The sequence below is a fragment of the Ottowia sp. genome (genome assembly GCF_035444425.1).
In the GTDB taxonomy this organism is placed as follows: Bacteria; Pseudomonadota; Gammaproteobacteria; order Burkholderiales; family Burkholderiaceae_C; genus Ottowia.
In genome coordinates, this window is sequence record NZ_DAOMOQ010000004.1 from 63,455 (window position 1) to 84,687 (window position 21,233).

Consider the following 21,233-nt stretch of genomic DNA (forward strand, 5'->3'; position numbering starts at 1 on the left):
GGTCGTGAAGGCAGGCGCTGGTTCGGATGGTAGGGCCGATTGGAGCAGATTCAATGCAAAGTGTTCCAAATAATGTCGCGCCGACTGCGATATCGGCGCCGTCCTACACTGCGGGCGATACGCACAAGGATCACCGCACCATGGACACCATCGCCTGGCTCGACCGCCTGGTCGCCTTCGATACCGTCAGCCGCCACAGCAACCTGGGCCTGATCGAGAGCGTGCGCGACGCGCTCAGGAGCCACGGTCTCGAGCCCTGGCTCGACCTCAATGCCGAAGGCAACAAGGCCAACCTGTTCTGCACCCTACCGGCGGCCGATGGCAGCACGCAGGGCGGCATCGCACTGTCGGGCCACACCGACGTGGTGCCGGTAGACGGCCAGGACTGGGCCAGCGACCCGTTCAGGCTGACCGAAAAGGATGGCCGGCTGTACGGCCGCGGCAGCTGCGACATGAAGGGCTTCATCGCCGCCAGCCTGGCGCTGGTGCCCGAGTTCCTGGCCATGCCGCGCCAACAGCCGCTGCACCTGGCGTTCTCGTACGACGAGGAGGTCGCCTGCCTGGGCGCACCCTTGATGCTGGCCGAGCTGCAGCGGCGCGGCATCCGCGTCGACGGCTGCGTGGTCGGCGAGCCGACCTCGATGAAGCCGGTGGTGGCGCACAAGGGGCTCAACGCCTACCGCTGCCGCGTGCACGGCAAGGCCGCGCATTCGTCGCTGACGCCGCAGGGCTGCAACGCCATCGAGCACGCGGCGCGGCTAATCTGCCATATCCGCGAGCTGGCCGAGGCCTGGCGCGCCGAAGGCCCGTTCGACCAGTTCTACGACGTGCCCTACACCACCATCGGCACCAACCTGATCTCGGGCGGCATCGCCATGAACACCATCGCCGATGCCTGCGAGTTCACCTACGAGTTCCGCAACCTGGCCGCCATCACGCCGCAGCAGGTGCAGGCGCGCATCCAGGGCTACGTGCAGGGCGAGCTGCTGCCCCGCATGCGGCGCGAGTTTCCGGGGGCCAGCGTGGAAATCGAGCAACTGGCCGGCGCACCCGGTCTGGAAGCCAGCGAGCAGGCCGCGGTCACGCAGCTGGTGCGCGCGCTGACCCGCGACGACGCCGTGCGCAAGGTCGCCTACGGCACCGAGGCCGGGCTGTTCCAGGGCGCCGGCATCGCCACCGTGGTGTGCGGTCCGGGTTCGATCGTGCAGGCGCACAAGCCGGACGAATACGTGGAGAAGGACCAGCTCGCGCAGTGCGAGCAGTTCCTGCGCCAGCTGGCGCGCTCACTCTGAGCTGCGTGGCCGGCGCGGCGGCCGGAACACCTCGGCGTCGTCATAGAAGCCCGGCGCCTCGTTGCCGGCCCACCAGCCCGGCACGCCCAGCACCGGCAGCGGCGCGAACGGCTTGGCGGCCAGCTTGTCGGGCGTCAGGTCATCCGCCAGCCACACGTCGAGCGCCGACAGCTCGCCCATCGGATCGAAATCCGGCGCCACCCGCCACACGTGCACGGTGATCGACTTGTAGGGCGCAACCAGCTTTTCCAGCGCGGCATGACCGAACAGCAGCAGGCGCGCCTCGCGCCACAGCGGTCGCAGCGGCCCGAACAGCTCGGCCCAGCGCCGCGCCAGCAGTGCCTGCCACAGCGCGTCGGGCACGTGCAGCAGGGCGGCGTTCTCGTCGAACACGGTCAGCGCGTCGCGCAGCGGCCCGCGCTGCCCGTGCACGCCCAGGCGCACGATCTCTGCATGCTGCAGCGCATTCAGGCGCTGCTTGGCCAGCGGCAGCGCGCACCAGATCAGGCCGTTGAAGAAGTCGTGCAGGTTGTCGCGCGTTGGCACCGCGCGCTGCTCGTGGATGAACTGCTCGTAGGCCATGCCCTTGGGCAGCGCATCCTGGCCCACAAAGCGCCGCGGAGCCGCACCGAGCTGCGCCAAGGCCTCGCGCACCGGCGCGCCGGCCTGCCAGGCAGCGGCGGCCGGTTCGCCCCAGCGCCGCAGCGGCGCGCTCCAGGGCTGGGACCAGTCGATGTCCGGCGGTGTGCTCATGCGGCCCGGCGGAAAGTGAAGTTGATGCGCTCATCACTGGTCAGTGCATGCGCGGCGGCGCGCACCGGCGCCACACCATGGAAGCGCAGCCGGTCGACCCCGCCCCACACCAGCACGTCGCCATGAAACAGCGGCACCCGTTCGACGCGGTCTGCGCGGCGCCGGCCGCCCCACAGGAACGTGGCCGGCACGCCGAGCGAGACCGAGACGATCGGCTGCGAGAAGTCGCGCTCGTCGCGGTCCTGATGCAGCGACAACCGTGTGCCCGGCCGGTAGCGGTTGATCAGGCAGGCGTCGGGCACGAAGCCCTCGAAGCCGGCCTCGGCCGCGGCGGTGCGCGCCAGATCGACGAACGCGTGCGGCAGCGCCGGCCAAGCCTGGCCGCTGTCGGGATCGATCGGCGTGTAGCGGTAGCCACGCCCGTCGCTGACCCAGCCGAGTGCGCCGCAGTTGCTGAGCGCCACCGACATGCGCTGCCCGCCGGGCGTCAGCATGTGCCGCGGCGGCGCCTGCGCCAGCACGGCCTGCAGCGCCGGCCACAGGACAGCGACCCGCGGCAGCGCGAAACCGCGCAGCAGCAGGGCCTGCTCGCCCAGCCACGAGCGGGTACCGGCCAGCGGCGTGTCGCCCTCGAACAGACCATGGCTCATGGTCTTGCAGCACCCGCTTGCTCCGGCCACAGCCACAGCAGCGCCGCCGTCATCACCAGGTAGCGCAGGAACTTGCCCAGCGCCATCCAGCCGGCGCAGGGCAGCGGCGGCATGCGCAGCCAGCCCGCGACGGCGCACAACGGATCGCCGATCACCGGCAGGAAGGACAGCGCGCAGGCCTTCGGCCCCAACCGCTGCAGCCACTGCAGCGCCCGCAGGTGGGTGGGTGAATCACGGTACCTGTCGACCACCTTGTGCGCGGCCTGGCCGAGCCACCAGCTGGTTATGCCGCCCAGCGTGTTGCCGACGGTGGCCACCAGGATCGCCGGCCAGAACAAGGACGGATTGAGCTTGACCAGGCCGAACACGACCGGCTCCGAACCCATCGGCAGCAGCGTGGCCGACACGAAGGCCGCCACGAACACCGTGGACAGCCCGTATTCGGGCAAGGCCAGCGCCTGCAGCAGAGATTGAAGCCATCCGTCCATGCAGCGCGAGAGTCTAGGGCGTCTCGCGCAAGTCGTGGTACGCCGTTTCGATTGCTGAAAATTTGAGCAGGTAGAATTTGTTCCTTGCCTCGCGCCCCGCACTCTCAGCGTCGTCCGGCCGAGCCTGTTCGAAGTCCATGCAGATCGGCCCCCACCTGTTGCCCAACCGCCTGTTCGTCGCCCCCATGGCGGGTGTGACCGACCGGCCGTTCCGCCAGTTGTGCCGCGGCTTCGGCGCCGGCTATGCGGTCAGCGAGATGGTGACTTCGCGCCGCGATCTGTGGCACACGCTGAAGACCTCGCGCCGCGCCGACCACCGCGGCGAGCCGGGCCCGATCGCGGTGCAGATCGCCGGCACCGACGCCACCATGATGGCCGAGGCAGCGCGCCACAACATCGACCGCGGCGCGCAGATCATCGACATCAACATGGGCTGCCCGGCCAAGAAGGTCTGCGACAAGTGGGCCGGCAGCGCGCTGATGCAGGACGAGGCACTGGCGCTGCAGATCGTCGAGGCGGTGGTCGCGGCCTGTGCGCCGCGCAGCGTGCCGGTGACGCTGAAAATGCGCAGCGGCTGGTGTGCGCGGGAAAAGAACGCGCTGGCGATCTCCCGCGCCGCCGAGAGCGCCGGCGTGCAGATGGTCACGGTGCACGGCCGCACGCGCGAGCAGGGGTACAAGGGCGCGGCCGAATACGACACCATCGCCGCCGTGAAGGCCGCGCTGAACGTTCCCGTCGTCGCCAACGGGGACATCGATTCACCCGAGAAGGCGCGCGCCGTGCTGCGTGCCACCGGTGCCGACGCGCTGATGATCGGCCGCGCCGCGCAGGGGCGGCCGTGGATCTTCCGCGAGATCGCGCATTTCCTGGCCACCGGCCAGCGGCTGGCGCCACCGCTGGTGCTGGAGGTGCGGCGCGCCCTGCTGGCGCACCTGAACGACCATTACGCCCTGTATGGCGAATACACCGGCGTGCGCTCGGCGCGCAAGCACATCGGCTGGTACGTGCGCGAACTGCCGGGCGGCGAGGCGTTTCGCGCCCGCATGAACCAGGTCGACGCCGCCGCCGTGCAGTGGCAGCTGGTGGCCGACTATTTCGAGGAACTGGCCGAATCGCATGAGCGCCTGCCGCTGGCGCCGGCATTGGCCACGCACGCGGGAATGTTGGAGGCCCGCTGAACACCATGAGCAAAAAGCACATCGAGGACAGCGTCCGTGACAACCTGGAGGCCTACTTCCGCGACCTGCGCGGCACCGAGCCGGATGGCCTGTACGAGATGGTGATCCGCGTGGTCGAGAAGCCGCTGCTCGACGTCGTCATGCAGCACGCCGGCCACAACCAGTCGCGCGCCGCCGAGTGGCTGGGCATGAACCGCAACACGCTGCGCAAGAAGCTCCAGGAGCACAAGCTGCTCTGATGACGGCATGAGTTCGTCGCGCTTCGATGACAGCGGCTGCGCTGTCATGACCGAAGCGCCTTCATTTCGTCATTGACGCCGCACCAGCGGCGAAGTCGTTTCGTCATCTGCCATGAGTCAAGCCATGAATGTTCTGATCTCCGTTTCCGACAAGGCCGGCATCGCCGAATTCGCCGCCGCGCTGGTGGCGCTGGGCTTCAACCTGCTGTCGACCGGCGGCACCGCCAAACTGCTGCAGGACGCCGGCCTGCCGGTGACCGAGGTGGCCGAGCTGACGCAGTTTCCCGAGATGCTCGACGGCCGCGTCAAGACCCTGCACCCCAAGGTGCACGGCGGCCTGCTGGCACGGCGTGATGTGCCGGCGCACATGCAGGCTTTGCAGGAGCACGGCATCGGCACCATCGACATGCTGGTGGTCAACCTGTACCCGTTCGAGGCCACCGTGGCCAAGGCCGGCTGCACGCTCGAGGATGCGATCGAGAACATCGACATCGGCGGCCCGGCCATGGTGCGCAGCGCGGCCAAGAACTGGAAGGACGTTGCCGTGCTGACCGATGCCGCGCAGTACGCGCCGGTGCTAGCCGAGTTGCAGGCCAACCACGGCAAGCATGGCGGCAGGCTGTCGGACAAGACCCGCTTCGGCCTCTCGGTGGCGGCGTTCAACCGCGTCAGCGACTACGACGCGGCCATCAGCGACTACCTGTCGGCCATCGATTTCGATGCCTCGACGGGCGCTGCGGCGCCGGTGCTGACGCAGTTCCCGGCGCACAGCAACGGCCGCTTCATCAAGCTGCAGGACCTGCGCTACGGCGAGAACCCGCACCAGCAGGCGGCCTTCTACCGCGACCTCTACCCTGCCCCGGGTTCGCTGGTCACGGCAGAGCAGTTGCAGGGCAAGGAGCTTTCGTACAACAACATCGCCGACGCCGACGCGGCCTGGGAATGCGCCAAGCAGTGGGATGTACCGGCCTGCGTGATCGTCAAGCACGCCAACCCCTGCGGTGTCGCCGTCGGCGCCAATGCGCTGGAGGCCTACGACAAGGCCTTCAAGACCGACCCCACCAGCGCCTTCGGCGGCATCATCGCCTTCAACGTGCCGGTCGATGGTGCGGCTGCCGAAGCGGTGTCGAAGCAGTTCGTCGAGGTGCTGATGGCGCCCGACTTCACACCCGAGGCGCTGGCCGTGTTCCGGGCCAAGCAGAATGTGCGCGTGCTGCGCATCCCGCTCGACGGCGTGCAGCGCGGCGGCGATACCGACTGGGCTCGTGGCCACAACGCCATGGACATCAAGCGCATCGGTTCGGGCCTGCTGATGCAGAGTTCTGACAACCACGAGCTGAAGCTGTCCGACCTGAAGGTGGTGACGAAAATGGCACCGACCGAGCAGCAATTGCAGGACCTGCTGTTCGCCTGGAAGGTGGCCAAGTTCGTCAAGAGCAACGCCATCGTGTTCTGCGCCGGCGGCATGACCATGGGCGTCGGCGCCGGCCAGATGAGCCGGCTCGACTCGGCGCGCATCGCCAGCATCAAGGCGCAGCACGCCGGCCTGTCGCTGCAAGGATCTGCGGTCGCCAGTGATGCCTTCTTCCCGTTCCGCGACGGCCTCGACGTGGTGATCGACCAGGGCGCCAGCTGCGTGATCCAGCCGGGCGGCTCGATGCGCGACCAGGAAGTGATCGACGCCGCCGACGAACGCGGCGTCGCCATGGTGTTCAGCGGCGTGCGGCATTTCCGTCACTGATCTGGATTGATAGAAACAGCAATCCCCGTCGAAGTCACCCTCACCCCTACCCTCTCCCGCAAGCGGGAGAGGGAGCAAATCCAGGGCCGAGCGCAGCGATGGCCCGTATGGATTTCCACTCCCCCTCTGGCCGTGCCGAGAAGCGCAGGGCGTGGGGCGGGCGCGGCAGCAAAGCATGCCGCGCTTCGTGCTCTGACTCGCTGCGGTTGTCCGAGCGGCGTGAGCGCAGCGAACAAAGCGAGTTCCGCAGCGCCGCCCCATGCTCGAGCATCGCAGGTTGCCCGCAGCGAAGCGGAGGGACACGGCCAGTGGGGCCGCCTTTCTTTTGCCTACTTTTCTTTGGCGGAGCAAAGAAAAGTAGGTGCGCCGCCGGGCGCAATCCCGGCCAGCGACATCACCAACACCATGCGGGGTACCTCCCTACACCGCATGAAGCCGCTCACTTACCGCTCAGATACTCAGACACCGCCGCCATCTCCAGCGCCGTCATCTTCTCCGCAATGCTGAGCATGACGGCGTTGTCGTTGTTGCGCTCGCGCTTGTTGAACTGCTTGAGCTGGTTGTCCAGATAGGCCGCATGCTGCCCGGCCAGGCGCGGCAGCGTGGTGCTGCCGGCGCCCTCGGGCCCGTGGCAGCTGGCGCAGGCGGGCACGCCGCTGAACTTGTTGCCAACGTGGTAGATGTACTGGCCCACCGCCGCCAGCTGCGCGTCCTTGGATGGCTCCTTGTGCGGCTGCCGGCTGGCGTAGAACTGGCCCAGCGCGATCATGTCCTCGGGCGTGAGCTCGGTCACCATGCTGGCCATGGCGCTGCTCTTGCGCTTGCCGCTCTTGAAGTTCTCCAGCTGCTTGGCGATGTACTCGGCGTTCTGGCCGGCCAGGCGCGGGAACACCTCACTGGCCGACTCGCCTTCGGCGCCATGGCACAGGAAGCACGAGCCGCCGATGATCTTCTTGGCGCGCGCCTCGTCGGCCTGCGCCGCTGCCAGGCCGGGCAGGACCAGGGCCGTCAGCGCCACGAAGAACACATTGATAAATCGTTGCATGCGCATGGATAGAACCTCAATGCCGAAAAAAGGGCGCCACGCGCCCCGGAGGAAGTGTGCCGGCGACGCGGCCGATGGCCGCTCCGCCGTGCGTCACATCATGCCAGTGTATCGGCCCAGATGTTGCGCGCCCAGGCCAGCGCGTAGCGGCCTTCAAGCTCGCTCGCCGCGGTGGACACGCCGCCCGAGCCCGGCACCGCCAGCATGGTCTTCTTCTCGGCGTCGTAGCGGTGCACGCTGGCCACGTGCACCACGTCGGAGTCGCTGACGAAGCTGTAGCAGGTGTTGTTGTAGATCGGCAGCGGGTTCGGCTGGCGCCCGGCCAGCAGCGCGACGACGGCGGCGGCCACCGTCTTGCCGTGCTGGTTGGCCATGTGGCCCGACTTGGGCATGGCCGGCGCCGACATGGTGGCGTCGCCCAGGATGTGGATGTTCTTGGCCGCCACCGACTCCAGCGTCAGCCAGTCGACCTCGCACCAGCGCTTGTTGGCGGTGGTCAGGCCGGCGTTGTGCGCGATGTCGCCGGCACGCTGCGGCGGCACCACGTTGAGCACCTGCGCCTTGATGTCGTCGTTGAACTCGAACTTGAGCGTGCCGGTGGCGGCGTCGACGTCGGCCAGCCGGTGCTTGGGCCGGTAGTCGATGATGCCCTTGTAGCGGTCGGCCCAGGCCTTCTTGAACAGCGCGCCCTTGGAGGTGACGTCGTCGTTGGCGTCGAGGATCAGCACCTTCGACTTCGGCTTGGCCTTGGAGAAATAGTGCGCGATCTGGCAGGCACGCTCGTAGGGACCGGGCGGGCAGCGGTACGGCGACAGCGGGATCGCCAGCGCATAGACGCCGCCATCGGGCATGGCCTCGAGCTGCTTGCGCAGCGCCACCGTCTGCGGACCGGCCTTCCAGGCGTGCAGCACGCGCTCCTGCGCCGCCGCCGACTTCAGGCCCGGCAGGCCGTCCCACATGAACTCGATGCCGGGCGACAGCACCAGGCGGTCGTAGCTGAGCGTCTGCCCCCCGGCCAGGCGCACCTGGCGCTTGTCGGCATCGATGGCGGTGGCGCGGTCCTTGACGATCTTCACGCCGTGGCGCTTGGTCAGGTTGTCGTAGGGCGTGGTGATGTCGGCCATCTGCTTGACGCCGCCCAGCACCAGGTTGGAGATCGGGCAGGAGATGAAGGCATCGCTGGGCTCGACCAGGGTGACGTTGACGCGCCCGTCCGACCACATGCGGATGTACTTGGCCGCGGTGGCACCGCCGTAGCCGCCGCCGACGACGACCACGTTGCCGCCCGCGCCACTGCCGGTGGAAGCACAGCCTGCGGTGAGGCCCAGAACCGATGCGGCCGAGCCGGCCTGAATGAATTGACGACGATCCATGGTGTGCCTCCTCACTTCTTCTGCGCGGCGAACCAGGCCGCGATGGCAGCCAGTTGCTCGTCGGTGTAGCCCTTGCTGAGCTGGTGCATCACGGTGGCGGGCTTGGCACCGCTCTTGAAGTCGGCCAGCTTCTTGATCATCTCGTCCTTGGCCATGCCGGCCAGCGGCTCGTTGCCCTTCTCCGCACGGCCGTTGGTGCCGTGGCAGTTGGCGCAGCTGGCAGCCCAGCTGCGCACCTGCAGCGGATCGACCTGGGCCTGGGCCGGGCCGGCGGCTGCCAGCAGGGCGGCTGCGGCCAGTCCCGAAAACAGGAATGCTTTCATGGTGTGATGTCCTCCTATCGACGTGGATGGCGCGCAGGGCAAGAAAATTCGCCGACGCTTATATGCAAACAAATGATAGGCCTCGTGCGCTGGATCGGCAGTGGGGGATTACCCCAGCGCCCTGCACGGATGCTCATACGAGCTTATCCGCACGGCGCAACGAGGCGGCAACGGCCAGTCTAGGTCGCTGGCGGACGCTCACCAACGACCGAATCGTTGGATGCTCATGCGCTCAGGTGATAAGCGGATCAGGGCGAGGCCGCGCGGCGCGGCCGGCCGGGCGTTCAGCGTGCGTCGCCGACGGTCTCGATCGCGACCTGCGTGCACACCGCGCGGCACAGCGCCACCACGCGATCGTTGATGATGCGGTAGTAGATCTGCACGCCGTCACGCCGCTTGCCGAGCACGCCGGCCTTGTACAGGGTGTTCAGGTGCTGGCTCATGTTGGGCTGGGTGGTCGGGATCTCGACCAGCAGCTCGCCGACATTCTTCTCGCCGTTGCACAGCGCGCTGATGATCTTCAGCCGCATCGGCGCCGACATGACGCGGAACACCTCGGCCGCGAGCTCGAACACCTCGTCGGATTCGAGTTCGCTGTCGGTCACGCTGGGCGGCGGGCTTTTCTTCACCATGATGGGCGGCGCCCGGCAGGCGCCCGAGGCAGGGCAGTCATCAAAACGAAACAATGGGTCTACCCGGCACTATAAGCGCAACTCGGCGTCGGCCGGTCCCCGCTTGGCGCGCAGCGTGCGGCTGAGCAGGATCACCGGCACCAGGCCGACCAGCACCAGCGCCAGCGAGGGCAGCGCCGCCTCGCCCAGGCGTTCGTCGCGCGCCAGCTGGTTGGCCACCACCGCCAGCGTGTCGGTGTTGAAGGGGCGCAGCACGATGGTCGCCGGCAGCTCCTTCATGACGTCGACGAACACCAGCAGCGCCGCCGCGAAGCCGGCGCGGCGCAGTAGCGGCCAGTGCACGCGCGCCGCCAGCTCGACGCCGGTGGCGCCGAGCATGCGCGCCGATTCGTCCAGACTGCGCGGCACGCGCGCGTAGCCGGCCTGCATCGACTGCAGCGCCACCGAGACGAAGCGCACCAGGTAGGCCCACACCAGCCCCCACACCGTGACCGTGACCCAGGCGCCGGCGCCGCTCTCGGGCCAGCGCGCCTGCAGCCAGCCGACCGGCAGCAGGATGCCGACCACGATCACCGCGCCGGGCACGGCGTAGCCGAGCGCGATGATCTGCACCGCCCAGCGCCGCAGCAGCGTCGGCGCACGGCGCAGGCTGTAGGCCAGGAACCAGGCCGACAGCACCGCCAGCACCGCCGTCATGGCGCCCAGGCGCACGCTGTTCCAGGTCCACAGCAGGAAGCGGTCCCAGGGCAGCACCGACCAATCGGCCGACAGCGGCCGCAGCATGAAGCCGACCGGCAGCGCGAAACCCATCAGCACCGGCAGCAGGCACAGCACCCAGGCCAGCGCCGCGCGGCGCCCGTGCAGCCGCACCGGACGCGCGTCGCTGGAGCTGGCGCGCGCGGTGGCCGCGCCGACGAAGCGCAGCCGGCGCTGCGCACGCTGCTCCAGCCACAGCAGCAGCACCACCACCGCCAGCAGCACGGTGGCCAGCTGCGCCGCGGCGATGCGGTTGTCCATCGACAGCCAGGCCTTGTAGATGCCGATGGTAAAGGTCTGGATGCCGAAGTAGATCGACACGCCGTAGTCGGCCATCACCTCCATCAGCGCCAGCGCGGTGCCGGCCGCGACCGCCGGGCGCGCCATCGGCAGGGCGATTTCGCGCAGCCGGCGCGACATCGGCGCGCCCAGCAGGCGCGCCGCCTCCATCAGCTGCGGCGCGCGCTCGGCCAGCGCGGTGCGCGCCAGCAGGTAGACGTAGGGGTAGAGCGAGAACGAGAACACCCAGGCGGCGCCCCAGACGCTGCGCACCTCGGGCAGCAGGCGGCCTTCGAGCCCGAAGCTGGCGCGCAACCAGGTCTGCAAGGGCCCGGCGTACTGCAGGAAGTCGGTGTAGGCGTAGGCGGTCACGTAGGCCGGCATCGCCAGCGGCAGCAGCAGCAGCCACTCGAAGCTGCGCCGGCCGGGAAAGTCGAACACCGTCACCAGCAGCGCCGCCGGCACGCCCATGGCGACCACGCCGACACCCACCATCACGATCAGCTGCGCCGTCACCCACAGGTATTCGGGCAGCACGGTGGCCGCCATCTCGCGCAGGATGTCGGCCGAGACCACGTTCCACTGCGCCCAGGTGCTGACCAGCGCCAGTACCGGCAGCGCCAGCACACTGGCGACCAGCAGCAGGATCAGGGTGGGCAGGGCACGCACGACAGGGACCGGACGATGTGGTGGGGCGGCTCACAGGTGCGTGCTGCCGGGGCGCACGACACACCGGACAGCCAGCGGCCGAGAACCAAATGAGAATTGTACGTATCTACAATCTATCCATGTTCCTCCGAATCGACCAGGTTGATGTGCGCTACCCGGGCCAGCCGCGCGCGGCGGTGGAGGGCGCGTCGCTGGGCCTGCGCGCCGGCGACATCGGCGTGCTGATCGGCCCTTCGGGCTGCGGCAAGACCACGCTGCTGCGTGCCGTGGCCGGGCTGGAGCGCGTCAGCGCCGGCGAGATCCGCCTCGGTGACGAACTGGTCAGCAGCACGCACCGGCACGTGGCGCCCGAGGCGCGGCGCATCGGCATGGTGTTCCAGGACTACGCGCTGTTCCCGCACCTGGACGTGGGGCGCAACGTCGGCTTCGGCCTCAGGCAGCTGTCGCCGGCGGCGCGCGAGCAGCGTGTGGCCGAGGTGCTGGCGCTGGTCGACCTGGCCGGCAGCGAGCGGCGCTTTCCGCACGAACTGTCGGGCGGCCAGCAGCAGCGCGTGGCGTTGGCGCGCGCGATGGCGCCGGCGCCGCGTCTGCTGCTGCTGGACGAGCCGTTCTCCAACCTCGATGTCGACCTGCGCGAGCGGCTGGCGCACGAGCTGCGCGGCATCCTGAAGGCGGCCGAGGCCACCGCGCTGTTCGTCACCCACGACCAGCTGGAAGCGTTCGCCATCGGCGATGCCATCGGCGTCATGCACGAGGGCCACCTGCACCAGTGGGACGACGCCTATTCGCTCTACCACCGCCCGGCGACGCGCTTCGTGGCCGACTTCATAGGTCACGGCGTGTTCGTGCCGGCGCACATCGTGGCGCACGACAACGGCGCCCAGGTCGACACGCCGCTGGGCCGGCTGTGCAACCTGACCGACTGCCCGCTGCCCGGCGCCTACCCGCAGGACTGCTGCGAGCTGCTGCTGCGTGCCGACGACATCGTGCACGACGACGAATCGCCGGTGAAGGCGAAGATCGTGCGCAAGGCCTTCCGCGGCTCGGAGTTCCTCTACACCGTGCAGTTGCCCAGCGGCGAGCAGGTGCTGACCTACGTGCCCAGCCACCACAACCACAAGGTCGGCGAGTGGATCGGCATCCGCCCGGCGGTCGACCACGTGGTGACCTTCCCACCGCAATCCGACGCCGCGGCCGCGCCGCTGCCGGCGCCGCGCGGCCGCGGCGCCTGAGCGCTCAGCGCGTCGAGCGCAGCTCGCCCACCGCCGCGCGCAGCTCGGCCGCCCACTGGCGCCGATCGCGCCCATCGGGTGCCTGCAGCGTGCCGTAGCTGACCACCGCGCGCACGCCCGGCGTGGTCAGGGTGCGCCAGAGCGAGCCGATCAGGGTCTGGTCGCCGATGTAGATCGGCGCCAGGCTGGGCGCCCCGGTGCGCGGGTCGATGAACTCCAGCGCCACCGGCAGCGCCGGCGCCTGCGCCGCGATCGCCGCCTGGATCAGGTTGGCGTGAAACGGCAGCAGCGTGCTGCCATCGGTGGTGGTGCCTTCGGGGAACGCCGCCACTACCTCGCCGCGCAGCAGCGCGTCGCGCATGTGGTGCACCACGCGCAGCGCGTCGCGGCGCGATTCGCGCTCGATGTACAGGGTGCCGGCGCCGGTGGCCAGCGGCCCGATCACCGGCCAGCGCTTGACGTCCGACTTGGAGACGAAGCGGCAATAGCCGGCCGCATGCAGCACCAGGATGTCGAGCCAGGAAATGTGGTTGGCCACCAGCAGCACCGGGCCGTCCTGCGGCGGCTGGCCGCGCACGTCGAGCTCGATGCGCCAGATCTGCAGGAAGCGCGCCGCCCATTGCTGCACGCGCAGCTCGCGCTCGGCCTGGCTCAGCTTCGGAAAGCGCGTGCGGATGGTCCACCAGCCGCTGGCCAGGTGGCCGGCGCCGCGCAGCATCAGCCAGCTGGCGGTCAGCGCCCTCATGCGTCCAGCCCCTCGCGCCGCCATGCGCTCAGACCGAATGCGCCAGATGCCCGCCGACCAGGGTGCAGCGCACCCGGCCCGTGAGTACGTGGCCGGCGAACGGCGTGTGCTTGCCCTGGCTGCGCAGCGCCTGCGGCGACACCTGCCAGCGCAGCTCGGGATCGAACACGCACAGGTCGGCCGCGCCGCCCTCCACCAGCCGGCCGCAGCTGGCCTGGAAGGTGCCGAGCGCGCCGCCCAGCACCTGCGCCGGCCCGTGCGTCACCGCCGCCAGCGCCCGCACCGGACCTGGGCCACCGTCTTCCCGGCCCCATTGCAGCGCCAGTGGCAGCAGCAGCTCCAGCCCGGTCGCGCCCGGTTCGGCCTCGGCGAACGGCAACTGCTTGGCGTCGGCTTCCACCGGCGTGTGGTCCGACACCAGCGCGTCGATGGTGCCGTCGGCCAGGCCGGCGCGCAGTGCCGCGCGGTCGCGCTGCTGGCGCAGCGGCGGGTTGAGCCGCGCGCTGCTGTCGAAGTAGCCGATGTCCTGGTCGATCAGGTGCAGCGAGTTGACGCTGACGTCGGCCGTCACCCTGAGGCCGTCGGCCTTGGCCTGGCGCAGCAGCGCAACGCCGGCCGCGCTCGACAGCCGGCACAGGTGCACCCGCGGCCCGCCGCCGGGATCGCTGCCCTGCATCGCGCGCAGCAACTCGAACACGGTGTGCAGTGCGATGGTCTCGCTGGCTGCCGGCACGCCGGCCAGCCCCATGCGCGTGGCCAGCGGCCCGCTGGCGGCGACGCCGCCGCCCAGCCAGGGGTCGATCGGCCGCAGCCAGACCGCGTAGCCGAAACTGCCGGCGTACAGCAGCGCGCGCTGCAGCACCTGGGTGTTGACGATCGGCGCCTCGGCCTGGCCGAAGGCGACGCAGCCGGCATCGGTGAGCTGGCCCATCTCGGTCAGCACCTCGCCCTTGAGTCCGCGCGTCAGCGCGCCCTGCGGGAACACGCGCGCCTGGTGCAGGCGCTCGGCACGGGTCTTCAGCATCTCGACCAGGCCGGACTCGTCGAGCACCGGGTCGGTGTCCGGCGGGCACACCAGGCTGGTGACGCCGCCGGCCACCGCGGCCGCCATCTCGCTCTCGAGCATGCGCGCGTGCTCGTGGCCGGGCTCGCGCAGGCGCGCCGCCAGGTCCACCAGGCCGGGCAGCACCCAGCAGCCGCGCGCGTCGATGGTCCGGTTGGGCGTGAAGTCGGCCGGCGTCTTGCCGATGCCAACGACGCGCCCGGCGGCGATCGCGACGTCGGCGACCTCGTCGCGCCCGCTGGCGGGGTCGATCACGCGGCCGTGCTGGATCAGGATTTTCATGTTCTGGCCGCCTCTCGATGACGGAATGAGCTCGCTGCGCTTCGATGACGGCGGCTGCGCCGCCATGACACCAGGTGGTGGCAACGCTTCGCGTCCAAAGTCATGTCGTCATCGAAGCCGCACAGCGGCGAAGTCATCGAGCACAGCGAGGTCATCGAGCACGGCGAAGTCATGCTTCGTTGCCCGCCACGATGCTCATCACCGCCATGCGCACGGCGATGCCGAAGGTGACCTGCGGCAGGATCACGCTCTGGTCGCCGTCGACCACCTGCGAATCGATCTCGACACCGCGGTTGATCGGGCCCGGGTGCATGACGATGGCGTCCGGCCGGGCCCAGCGCAGCTTCTCGGGCGTGAGGCCGAAGCTCTTGAAGAACTCCTGGCTGGACGGCAGCAGCGCGCCGCTCATGCGCTCGTTCTGCAGCCGCAGCATGATCACCACGTCGGCGTCGCGGATGCCGTCCTCCAGCGTGTGGCAGACGCGCACGCCCATCGGCGCCAGGTCACCGGGCACCAGCGTGCGCGGCCCCACCACGCGCACCTCAGCGGCGCCCAGCGTGGTCAGCGCGTGGATGTTGGAGCGCGCCACGCGCGAATGCAGCACGTCGCCGACGATGGCCACCACCAGCCGCGAGAAATCCTGCTTGTAGTGGCGGATCGTGTACATGTCGAGCAGCGCCTGCGTCGGGTGCGCGTGGCGCCCATCGCCGGCATTGATGACGTGCACGTGCGGCGCCACGTGCTGCGCCAGCAGGTAGGGCGCGCCGCTCTCCGAGTGGCGCACGACGAAGATGTCGGCCGCCATCGCGCTCAGGTTGGCCACGGTGTCGAGCAGCGACTCGCCCTTGGAGGTCGACGAGCGCGCGATGTCGAGCGTGTAGACATCGGCCGACAGCCGCGTGGCGGCGATGTCGAAGGTGGTGCGGGTGCGCGTGGAGTTCTCGAAGAACAGGTTGAACACGCTCTTGCCGCGCAGCAGCGGCACCTTCTTGACCTCGCGCTCGCTGACGCCGACGAACTGCGCCGCCGTGTCGAGAATGTGGACCAGCAACTCGCGCGGCAACCCCTCGGTCGACAGCAGGTGGATCAGCTCGCCGTGCCGGTTGAGTTGCAGGTTGTGCCGGGCCAGCATGCGCTTCATTCCTTCTCGGTGATGCTGAAACTGAAGGCGCCGTCATCGCCGCGCGCCAGCCGCAGCGACTGCGCCTGCGGCAGCGCCACGCGGGCGGCCGCATGTTCGGCCGCCATCGGCAGCTGGCGGCCGCCGCGGTCGACCAGCACCGCCAGCCGCACGCAGGCCGGCCGGCCGTAGTCGAACAGCTCGTTGACCACCGCGCGCAGCGTGCGGCCGGTGTAGAGCACGTCGTCGATCAGCAGGATGTCGGCGCCGTCGACCTCGAACGGCAGCGTGGTCTGGCTGCTGGCGGCCAGGCCGCGCTTGGCGAAATCGTCGCGGTGCATGGCCGACGAGATCGCGCCGGCCGCGCCGGCCAGGCCCAGGTCGGCCTGCAGCCGCTCGGCCAGCCACTGGCCGCCGGTGACGATGCCGACCAGGCGCGTGTCGGCGCCGAGCAGCGGACGCACGCCGCGCAGCAGTTCGGCGTACAGCGCCTCGGCGTCGAGCGCCAGCGTGCTGCCGGGGGTGGAACTCATGCCAGGCTCCTCAGGAACTGCTCCAGGATGACCGCCGCCGCGACGCCGTCGACCTCGGCTGCGCGCGCGCCGGCGGCGTGCGCCTCGGTGCTGCTGTAGCGCTCGTCGACCTCGTACACCGGCAACCCGAAACGCCCGTGCAGCTGGCGCGCGAAGCGGCGGGCGCGCCGGGTGTTCTCGTGCTCGGCGCCATCGGGGTGGAAGGGCACGCCGACCACCAGCGCATCCGGCTGCCATTCGGCGATGCGCGCCGCCACCTGGGCCCAGCGCGCGTCGCCCTCGGCGCGAATGAGTGGCTGCGGCGTGGCGCTGCGGGTGAGCCGGTTGCCGACCGCGACGCCGGTGCGCTTGAGGCCGTAGTCGAAGGCGAGAAAACTGCCGAGGCGAGCCGGAACCTCGTGCACCGGCAGCACCTCGGTCATGCGTGCCCCGCGTCCGGCGCCAGCATCCAGGCCTCCAGGCCGAGCAGGCGCAGAGCCATGTCGTAGCGTTCGGTCACGGGTGCATCGAACACCACGCTGGCATCGGCATCCACGGTGAGCCAGCTGTTGCGCGCGATCTCGGATTCGAGCTGGCCCTCGCCCCAGGACGAGTAGCCCAGCGTCACCAGCACGCGGCGCGGCCCGCCGCCGGACGACAGCGCCTCCAGCACGTCCTTGGAGGTCGTCATCTCCAGCCCGCCGGGCACCGCCAACGTCGAGGCGTAGACCGACTGGTCGGGCTCCAGGCCCTCGGCCAGCACCGGGTCGTGCAGCACGAAGCCGCGCTCGGTCTGCAGCGGACCGCCATGGAACACCGGCTGCACGCTCAGATCCTGGCGCGCCAGCGGCAGATCGACCTTCTGGAACAGGTCGGCCAGGTTGATATCGCCCGGCTTGTTGATGATCAGGCCGAGCGCGCCGCGCTCGCTGTGCTCGCAGACATAGACCACGCTGCGCGCGAAGGTGCCATCCTCCATGCCCGGCATGGCGATGAGAAAGTGGTTCGTCAGGTTGATCGACTGCGCGTCATCGGCCATGGTTCGATTCTATCGAGGCGGCCTAGATCTGCACCATCTCGAAGTCTTCCTTGCGGGCGCCGCATTCCGGGCAGGTCCAGTTCATCGGCACCTGGCTCCAGGGCGTGCCCGGCGCCAGGCCATGGTCCGGCGCACCGGCCGCCTCGTCGTACAGCCAGCCACAAATCAGGCACATCCAGGTTTTCGAGTCCATCACTGCTCAAGGCGCAACTGCTTAGAATGGCCTGCAATTGTATCGACGCGCAGGCACCGCAAGGCCGTCCGGCGCGTACACCCGACGACTCCATGGGCACTCAATGACCCATTCCAGCGCGACGCCCACGTCGCAAGACCACGCACTTTCCGAACCGCTTTCCGGCGACGATTCGCCCCCTGGCGTGCTGAGCTTCAACGCCGTCGACCCGATCGGGGCCGGCGGTCTGGCCAGCGACGCACTGGTGGTCGCCTCGATCGGCGCCCACGCGCTCACCGTGGCCACCGGCATCTACCTGCGCGACACCCGCGACGCGATCGGCCACGCCGTCATCGACGACGCCGTGGTGGCCGAGCAGGCGCAATGGGTAGCCGAGGACGTGCCGGTGCGCACCATCAAGGTCGGTTTCGTCGGCAGCGCCGAAGCCGTCGCCGCCATCGCCGCCTTCACCGCCGACTACCCCGAGGTGCCGGTGATCGCCTACATGCCCGACCTGTCGTGGTGGAGCGAGGACGAGATCGACAGCTACCTGGACGCGTTCCGCGAACTGCTGCTGCCGCAGACCGCGGTGCTGGTCGGCAACAACACCACGCTGCGCCACTGGCTGCTGCCGGAATCGATCACCGACCGCCACGCCCGCACCACCGACCTGGCGCGCGCGGCCGCCGAACTGGGCGTGCCCTACGTGCTGGCGACCGGCATGCCGGATGCGAGCGACAAGTTCAGCAACGTGCTGGCCTCGCCGCAGGCCGAGCTGCTGAGCCAGAGCTTCGACCGCATCGACGCCGCCTTCCTGGGCGCCGGCGACATCCTGTCTGCGGCGCTGGCGGCCCTGCTGGCGACCGGCTCCGAGCTGTCCGAGGCCGCGCTCGAGGCACTACAGTACCTGGATCAGGCGCTCGACCACGGCTTCCGCCCCGGCATGGGTCGGGCCGTGGCCGACCGCCTGTTCTGGGCCGCGTCGGACGACGCCGAGGTCGATACCGACGACGCGCCCGCCCCCATCGATATCCCGCATCCGTTCAATGAAACCAAGCATTGATGGCGCACACCCCACTGAGCGGCTCACGCCGCTTCCCCCCTCTCCTGCGGGAGGGGGGACAACGCCAGTGGCTGGCACAGGTCCAGCCACGGCGTTCGCTGGTTTGGCCTGCTCCGCGGCCACTTGTCACATTGCTTTGCTCTCTCCCATCCATGACCACTGATTTGAATGAAAACCTGATGGAACGTGCGCGCCGGGTCATCCCGGGCGGCGTCAACTCCCCGGTGCGCGCCTTTCGCGCCGTCGGCGGCACACCGCGCTTCGTGCAGCGCGCCAAGGGCGCCTACTTCTGGGACGCCAACGACCAGCGCTACATCGACTACATCGGTTCCTGGGGCCCGATGATCCTGGGCCACGGGCATCCGGCGGTCGAGGAGGCGGTGCGGCAGGCGGCGGCCGACGGCTTCTCGTTCGGTGCCCCGACCGAGCGCGAGATCGAGCTGGCGGAGGAGATCCTGGCGCTGGTGCCTTCGATGGAGATGCTGCGCCTGGTCAACAGCGGCACCGAGGCCGGCATGACCGCGATCCGGTTGGCGCGCGGTGCCACCGGGCGCAACCGGATCATCAAGTTCGAGGGCTGCTACCACGGCCACGCCGACGCGCTGCTGGTCAAGGCCGGCTCGGGCTTGGCGACCTTCGGCAATCCGACCAGCGCCGGCGTGCCGGCCGAGGTGGTGCAGCACACGATGGTGCTGGAATACAACAACATCGCCCAGCTGGAAGAAGCCTTCGCGCTGCACGGCCCCGACATCGCGGGGCTGATCATGGAGCCGATCGCCGGCAACATGAACTTCGTGCGCGCCACGGTCGAGTTCACGCGCCGCTGCCGCGAGCTGTGCACCCAGCACGGCGCGCTGCTGATCTACGACGAGGTGATGACCGGCTGCCGCGTCGCGCTGGGCAGCGCGCAGAGCGTCTACGCCAGGTCGATCCCCGGTTTCGAGCCCGACATCACGGTGATGGGCAAGGTGATCGGCGGCGGCATGCCGCTGGCGGCCTTTGGCGGCAAGCGCTCGGTGATGGAGCAGCTGGCGCCGCTCGGCCCGGTCTACCAGGCCGGCACGCTGAGCGGCAACCCGGTCGCTACCGCCTGCGGTCTGGCGACGCTGCGCCAGATCCGCCAGCCCGGCTTCTTCGAGGCGCTCGGCGCCAAGACCCGGCGCCTGGTCGATGGCCTGAAAGCCGCGGCGGCGGCCGAGGGCGTGCCCTTCTCGGCCGACTGCGAAGGCGGCATGTTCGGCTTCTTCCTGCTGCCGGAGCTGCCGCAGAATTACGCCGAGGTGATGAAGAGCGACGGCGCCCGCTTCAACCAACTGTTCCACGGCCTGCTGGACCGCGGCGTCTACATCGCGCCGGCGCTGTACGAGGCCGGCTTCGTCAGCGCCGCCCACTCGGACGAGGACATCGACGCCACCATCGCCGCTGCGCGCGAGGTGTTCGCCCAGCTGGGCGCCTGAGGCCGGACGCGCCTCAGGGCGCGACCTGGATCACCACCGGCGCCTGCTGCGTCGGCGGCTGGGCGGTCCGTACCGGCTCGTCCAGCAGGCGGTCCATCAGCCCGCCGCCGACGAACATGCCGGCCAGGGTCAGCCAGGCGGTGAGCGCGAAGATGGCGCCGCCGGTCATGCCGGCGCCGACCGCGCAGCCGCCGGCCAGCATGCTGGAAAAGCCCATCAGCATGGCGCCGACGATGTAGCGCGCCATGCTGTAGCCGTCCTTGAAGCCCTCGACCTTGAACTCGCGCCCGACCAGCGCGCCGACGAAGGAGCCGATGAACACGCCCGGCAGCATGCCGGCGTCGAAGCCGAACGGCGGCGCCGGGCTGGCCAGCACGCGCATCAGCCATTCGGCCGAGGGGCCGCTGAAGGTCAGGCCCTGGATCTGCACCGGATCGAAGCTGGTGCGCGAGATACCGTAGCTGAACCACCAGGCCGCCGCCACCGCCAGCCCGGTGCCGATGCCGCCAACCCACATCCACAGCCGGTTGCCGGTGCGCAGCGAGAAGATCACCGCCACCACCAGCCACAGCAGGCCGAACACCAGGCCGTCCATCGGCCCGGCGCCGGCGTATGCCAGCAGGTCGCGCGCGGTACCGCCTTCGACCGTCCACCAGCCCGAGATCTCGCTGCGCAGCGGCGCCAGGCTGCCCGACAACGAGGCCTGGGCGGTGACCGCGAACACCAGCCCCGACAGCAGCGCGCGCAGGTTGCCGTTGGCCGACAGCACCAGCAGGCGGCTGGCGCAGCCGCGCGTCATGATCATGCCGACGCCGAACAGCAGGCCGCCGACCAGCGCGCCCGACAGGCTGCCGCGGTTGGCCAGTTGGCGCGCCCCGCTGACGTCGAGCCAGCCGCTCAGGATCAGCGCCTGTGCCGCCACCACCGCGCTGGCGAAGGCCAGCAGCCAGACCGACAGCTTCTCACCGAACTTGCCGCGCCAGAACTCGATCACCGCCGCGCGCAGGCAGAAGCGCGAGCGCTGGGCAAAGAAGCCGAACAGGCCGCCGATCGCGGCGCCCCCCACCGCCAGCACCGCGGTCGTGCCATGCTGCTCCAGCAAGCTTGCCAGGTCGATCGCCATGATGAAT

23 protein-coding genes are annotated in these 21,233 nt (G+C 69.7%); 7 read left to right on the top strand and 16 right to left on the bottom strand.

Going from position 1 to position 21,233, the window contains the following annotated elements:
• Nucleotides 1-140: 140 nt before the first annotated feature.
• A complete protein-coding gene (argE, locus tag PK606_RS02820; RefSeq protein WP_324560381.1) occupies nt 141-1,292 on the top strand; it encodes an acetylornithine deacetylase in 1,152 nt (383 codons plus the stop codon).
• Here the strand turns inward: argE and PK606_RS02825 are convergent.
• The 3 genes from PK606_RS02825 to PK606_RS02835 are packed head-to-tail and all read right to left on the bottom strand — an operon-like array spanning nt 1,284 to nt 3,183.
• The gene (locus PK606_RS02825; protein ID WP_324560383.1) at nt 1,284-2,045 is read right to left on the bottom strand and encodes a DUF3025 domain-containing protein; all 762 of its coding nucleotides are present in this window, start codon (nt 2,043-2,045) and stop codon (nt 1,284-1,286) included. The genes argE and PK606_RS02825 overlap by 9 nt on opposite strands.
• Nucleotides 2,042-2,695, bottom strand: coding sequence for a DNA oxidative demethylase AlkB (gene alkB / locus PK606_RS02830; protein WP_324560386.1), 654 nt, complete (start codon nt 2,693-2,695; stop codon nt 2,042-2,044). The genes PK606_RS02825 and alkB overlap by 4 nt, the downstream gene beginning before the upstream one ends.
• Nucleotides 2,692-3,183 carry a YqaA family protein gene (locus PK606_RS02835; protein WP_324560389.1) on the bottom strand — a complete coding sequence of 164 codons (492 nt, stop codon included), beginning with the start codon at nt 3,181-3,183 and terminating at the stop codon, nt 2,692-2,694. The genes alkB and PK606_RS02835 overlap by 4 nt, the downstream gene beginning before the upstream one ends.
• A 137-nt stretch (nt 3,184-3,320) precedes the next feature.
• On the opposite strand from PK606_RS02835, the gene dusB reads away from it, so the two are divergent.
• The 3 genes from dusB (at nt 3,321) to purH (ending at nt 6,341) form a co-directional block, all read left to right on the top strand.
• Nucleotides 3,321-4,361 (top strand): tRNA dihydrouridine synthase DusB, encoded by a 1,041-nt coding sequence (dusB, locus tag PK606_RS02840; protein ID WP_324560392.1) that lies wholly within the window; start codon nt 3,321-3,323, stop codon nt 4,359-4,361.
• A 5-nt stretch (nt 4,362-4,366) separates the two neighbouring features.
• On the top strand, nt 4,367-4,600 hold the full coding sequence (locus PK606_RS02845) for a Fis family transcriptional regulator (RefSeq protein ID WP_324560395.1): 234 nt from the start codon (nt 4,367-4,369) through the stop codon (nt 4,598-4,600).
• 124 nt (nt 4,601-4,724) lie between these two features.
• Nucleotides 4,725-6,341 carry a bifunctional phosphoribosylaminoimidazolecarboxamide formyltransferase/IMP cyclohydrolase gene (gene purH, locus PK606_RS02850; RefSeq protein ID WP_324560397.1) on the top strand — a complete coding sequence of 539 codons (1,617 nt, stop codon included), beginning with the start codon at nt 4,725-4,727 and terminating at the stop codon, nt 6,339-6,341.
• 439 nt (nt 6,342-6,780) lie between these two features.
• Here the strand turns inward: purH and PK606_RS02855 are convergent, their stop codons facing one another.
• The 5 genes from PK606_RS02855 to PK606_RS02875 form a co-directional block, all read right to left on the bottom strand.
• The gene (locus PK606_RS02855) at nt 6,781-7,392 is read right to left on the bottom strand and encodes a c-type cytochrome (protein WP_324560400.1); all 612 of its coding nucleotides are present in this window, start codon (nt 7,390-7,392) and stop codon (nt 6,781-6,783) included.
• Nucleotides 7,393-7,484: 92 nt separating this feature from the next.
• A complete protein-coding gene (locus tag PK606_RS02860; protein ID WP_324560403.1) occupies nt 7,485-8,759 on the bottom strand; it encodes an FCSD flavin-binding domain-containing protein in 1,275 nt (424 codons plus the stop codon).
• An 11-nt stretch (nt 8,760-8,770) separates the two neighbouring features.
• Complete coding sequence (locus PK606_RS02865) at nt 8,771-9,082, bottom strand: c-type cytochrome (protein ID WP_324560406.1); 312 nt, start codon at nt 9,080-9,082, stop codon at nt 8,771-8,773.
• Between the two features lie 284 nt (nt 9,083-9,366).
• Nucleotides 9,367-9,714 carry an ArsR/SmtB family transcription factor gene (locus tag PK606_RS02870; protein ID WP_324560409.1) on the bottom strand — a complete coding sequence of 116 codons (348 nt, stop codon included), beginning with the start codon at nt 9,712-9,714 and terminating at the stop codon, nt 9,367-9,369.
• Nucleotides 9,715-9,783: 69 nt separating this feature from the next.
• A complete protein-coding gene (locus PK606_RS02875) occupies nt 9,784-11,418 on the bottom strand; it encodes an ABC transporter permease (RefSeq protein ID WP_324560411.1) in 1,635 nt (544 codons plus the stop codon).
• A gap of 119 nt (nt 11,419-11,537) precedes the next feature.
• On the opposite strand from PK606_RS02875, the gene PK606_RS02880 reads away from it, so the two are divergent.
• Nucleotides 11,538-12,650: an ABC transporter ATP-binding protein gene (locus PK606_RS02880; RefSeq protein ID WP_324560414.1), complete on the top strand. Its 1,113-nt coding sequence runs from the start codon at nt 11,538-11,540 to the stop codon at nt 12,648-12,650.
• A 4-nt stretch (nt 12,651-12,654) separates the two neighbouring features.
• Here the strand turns inward: PK606_RS02880 and PK606_RS02885 are convergent, their stop codons facing one another.
• From PK606_RS02885 to PK606_RS02915, 7 genes are all read right to left on the bottom strand, one after another.
• Complete coding sequence (locus tag PK606_RS02885; RefSeq protein WP_324560417.1) at nt 12,655-13,395, bottom strand: lysophospholipid acyltransferase family protein; 741 nt, start codon at nt 13,393-13,395, stop codon at nt 12,655-12,657.
• 28 nt (nt 13,396-13,423) lie between these two features.
• Complete coding sequence (locus tag PK606_RS02890) at nt 13,424-14,740, bottom strand: dihydroorotase (protein WP_324560420.1); 1,317 nt, start codon at nt 14,738-14,740, stop codon at nt 13,424-13,426.
• Nucleotides 14,741-14,909: 169 nt separating this feature from the next.
• Nucleotides 14,910-15,872, bottom strand: a complete 963-nt coding sequence (locus PK606_RS02895; protein WP_324560423.1) for an aspartate carbamoyltransferase catalytic subunit — start codon at nt 15,870-15,872, stop codon at nt 14,910-14,912.
• 5 nt (nt 15,873-15,877) lie between these two features.
• Nucleotides 15,878-16,393, bottom strand: coding sequence for a bifunctional pyr operon transcriptional regulator/uracil phosphoribosyltransferase PyrR (gene pyrR, locus PK606_RS02900; protein WP_324560426.1), 516 nt, complete (start codon nt 16,391-16,393; stop codon nt 15,878-15,880).
• On the bottom strand, nt 16,390-16,815 hold the full coding sequence (ruvX, locus tag PK606_RS02905) for a Holliday junction resolvase RuvX (protein ID WP_324560429.1): 426 nt from the start codon (nt 16,813-16,815) through the stop codon (nt 16,390-16,392). Before ruvX ends, pyrR begins: the two co-directional genes overlap by 4 nt.
• Nucleotides 16,812-17,411 carry a YqgE/AlgH family protein gene (locus tag PK606_RS02910; protein WP_324560432.1) on the bottom strand — a complete coding sequence of 200 codons (600 nt, stop codon included), beginning with the start codon at nt 17,409-17,411 and terminating at the stop codon, nt 16,812-16,814. The genes ruvX and PK606_RS02910 overlap by 4 nt, the downstream gene beginning before the upstream one ends.
• 22 nt (nt 17,412-17,433) lie before the next feature.
• Entirely contained in the window at nt 17,434-17,607 is a 174-nt protein-coding gene (locus PK606_RS02915) for a rubredoxin (RefSeq protein WP_324560435.1), read from the bottom strand.
• A 100-nt stretch (nt 17,608-17,707) separates the two neighbouring features.
• Between PK606_RS02915 and thiD the strand changes: the two genes are divergently transcribed.
• Both thiD and hemL read left to right on the top strand, forming a co-directional pair.
• Complete coding sequence (gene thiD / locus PK606_RS02920) at nt 17,708-18,646, top strand: bifunctional hydroxymethylpyrimidine kinase/phosphomethylpyrimidine kinase (RefSeq protein ID WP_502920776.1); 939 nt, start codon at nt 17,708-17,710, stop codon at nt 18,644-18,646.
• A gap of 152 nt (nt 18,647-18,798) precedes the next feature.
• Nucleotides 18,799-20,103, top strand: a complete 1,305-nt coding sequence (gene hemL, locus PK606_RS02925) for a glutamate-1-semialdehyde 2,1-aminomutase (RefSeq protein WP_324560441.1) — start codon at nt 18,799-18,801, stop codon at nt 20,101-20,103.
• Between the two features lie 13 nt (nt 20,104-20,116).
• Here hemL and PK606_RS02930 read toward each other — a convergent pair whose 3' ends face one another.
• Nucleotides 20,117-21,226, bottom strand: coding sequence for a YeeE/YedE family protein (locus PK606_RS02930; protein ID WP_324560444.1), 1,110 nt, complete (start codon nt 21,224-21,226; stop codon nt 20,117-20,119).
• Nucleotides 21,227-21,233: the final 7 nt, after the last annotated feature.

Excerpts from the sequence above, each read along its gene's own strand:
- argE (WP_324560381.1), top strand. The coding sequence starts at position 141 with ATGGACACCATCGCCTGGCTCGACCGCCTGGTCGCCTTCGATACCGTC.
- PK606_RS02825 (WP_324560383.1), bottom strand. The coding sequence starts at position 2,045 with ATGAGCACACCGCCGGACATCGACTGGTCCCAGCCCTGGAGCGCGCCG.
- alkB (WP_324560386.1), bottom strand. The coding sequence starts at position 2,695 with ATGAGCCATGGTCTGTTCGAGGGCGACACGCCGCTGGCCGGTACCCGC.
- PK606_RS02835 (WP_324560389.1), bottom strand. The coding sequence starts at position 3,183 with ATGGACGGATGGCTTCAATCTCTGCTGCAGGCGCTGGCCTTGCCCGAA.
- dusB (WP_324560392.1), top strand. The coding sequence starts at position 3,321 with ATGCAGATCGGCCCCCACCTGTTGCCCAACCGCCTGTTCGTCGCCCCC.
- PK606_RS02845 (WP_324560395.1), top strand. The coding sequence starts at position 4,367 with ATGAGCAAAAAGCACATCGAGGACAGCGTCCGTGACAACCTGGAGGCC.
- purH (WP_324560397.1), top strand. The coding sequence starts at position 4,725 with ATGAATGTTCTGATCTCCGTTTCCGACAAGGCCGGCATCGCCGAATTC.
- PK606_RS02855 (WP_324560400.1), bottom strand. The coding sequence starts at position 7,392 with ATGCGCATGCAACGATTTATCAATGTGTTCTTCGTGGCGCTGACGGCC.
- PK606_RS02860 (WP_324560403.1), bottom strand. The coding sequence starts at position 8,759 with ATGGATCGTCGTCAATTCATTCAGGCCGGCTCGGCCGCATCGGTTCTG.
- PK606_RS02865 (WP_324560406.1), bottom strand. The coding sequence starts at position 9,082 with ATGAAAGCATTCCTGTTTTCGGGACTGGCCGCAGCCGCCCTGCTGGCA.
- PK606_RS02870 (WP_324560409.1), bottom strand. The coding sequence starts at position 9,714 with ATGGTGAAGAAAAGCCCGCCGCCCAGCGTGACCGACAGCGAACTCGAA.
- PK606_RS02880 (WP_324560414.1), top strand. The coding sequence starts at position 11,538 with ATGTTCCTCCGAATCGACCAGGTTGATGTGCGCTACCCGGGCCAGCCG.
- PK606_RS02885 (WP_324560417.1), bottom strand. The coding sequence starts at position 13,395 with ATGAGGGCGCTGACCGCCAGCTGGCTGATGCTGCGCGGCGCCGGCCAC.
- PK606_RS02890 (WP_324560420.1), bottom strand. The coding sequence starts at position 14,740 with ATGAAAATCCTGATCCAGCACGGCCGCGTGATCGACCCCGCCAGCGGG.
- PK606_RS02895 (WP_324560423.1), bottom strand. The coding sequence starts at position 15,872 with ATGCTGGCCCGGCACAACCTGCAACTCAACCGGCACGGCGAGCTGATC.
- pyrR (WP_324560426.1), bottom strand. The coding sequence starts at position 16,393 with ATGAGTTCCACCCCCGGCAGCACGCTGGCGCTCGACGCCGAGGCGCTG.
- ruvX (WP_324560429.1), bottom strand. The coding sequence starts at position 16,815 with ATGACCGAGGTGCTGCCGGTGCACGAGGTTCCGGCTCGCCTCGGCAGT.
- PK606_RS02910 (WP_324560432.1), bottom strand. The coding sequence starts at position 17,411 with ATGGCCGATGACGCGCAGTCGATCAACCTGACGAACCACTTTCTCATC.
- thiD (WP_502920776.1), top strand. The coding sequence starts at position 17,708 with ATGACCCATTCCAGCGCGACGCCCACGTCGCAAGACCACGCACTTTCC.
- hemL (WP_324560441.1), top strand. The coding sequence starts at position 18,799 with ATGACCACTGATTTGAATGAAAACCTGATGGAACGTGCGCGCCGGGTC.
- PK606_RS02930 (WP_324560444.1), bottom strand. The coding sequence starts at position 21,226 with ATGGCGATCGACCTGGCAAGCTTGCTGGAGCAGCATGGCACGACCGCG.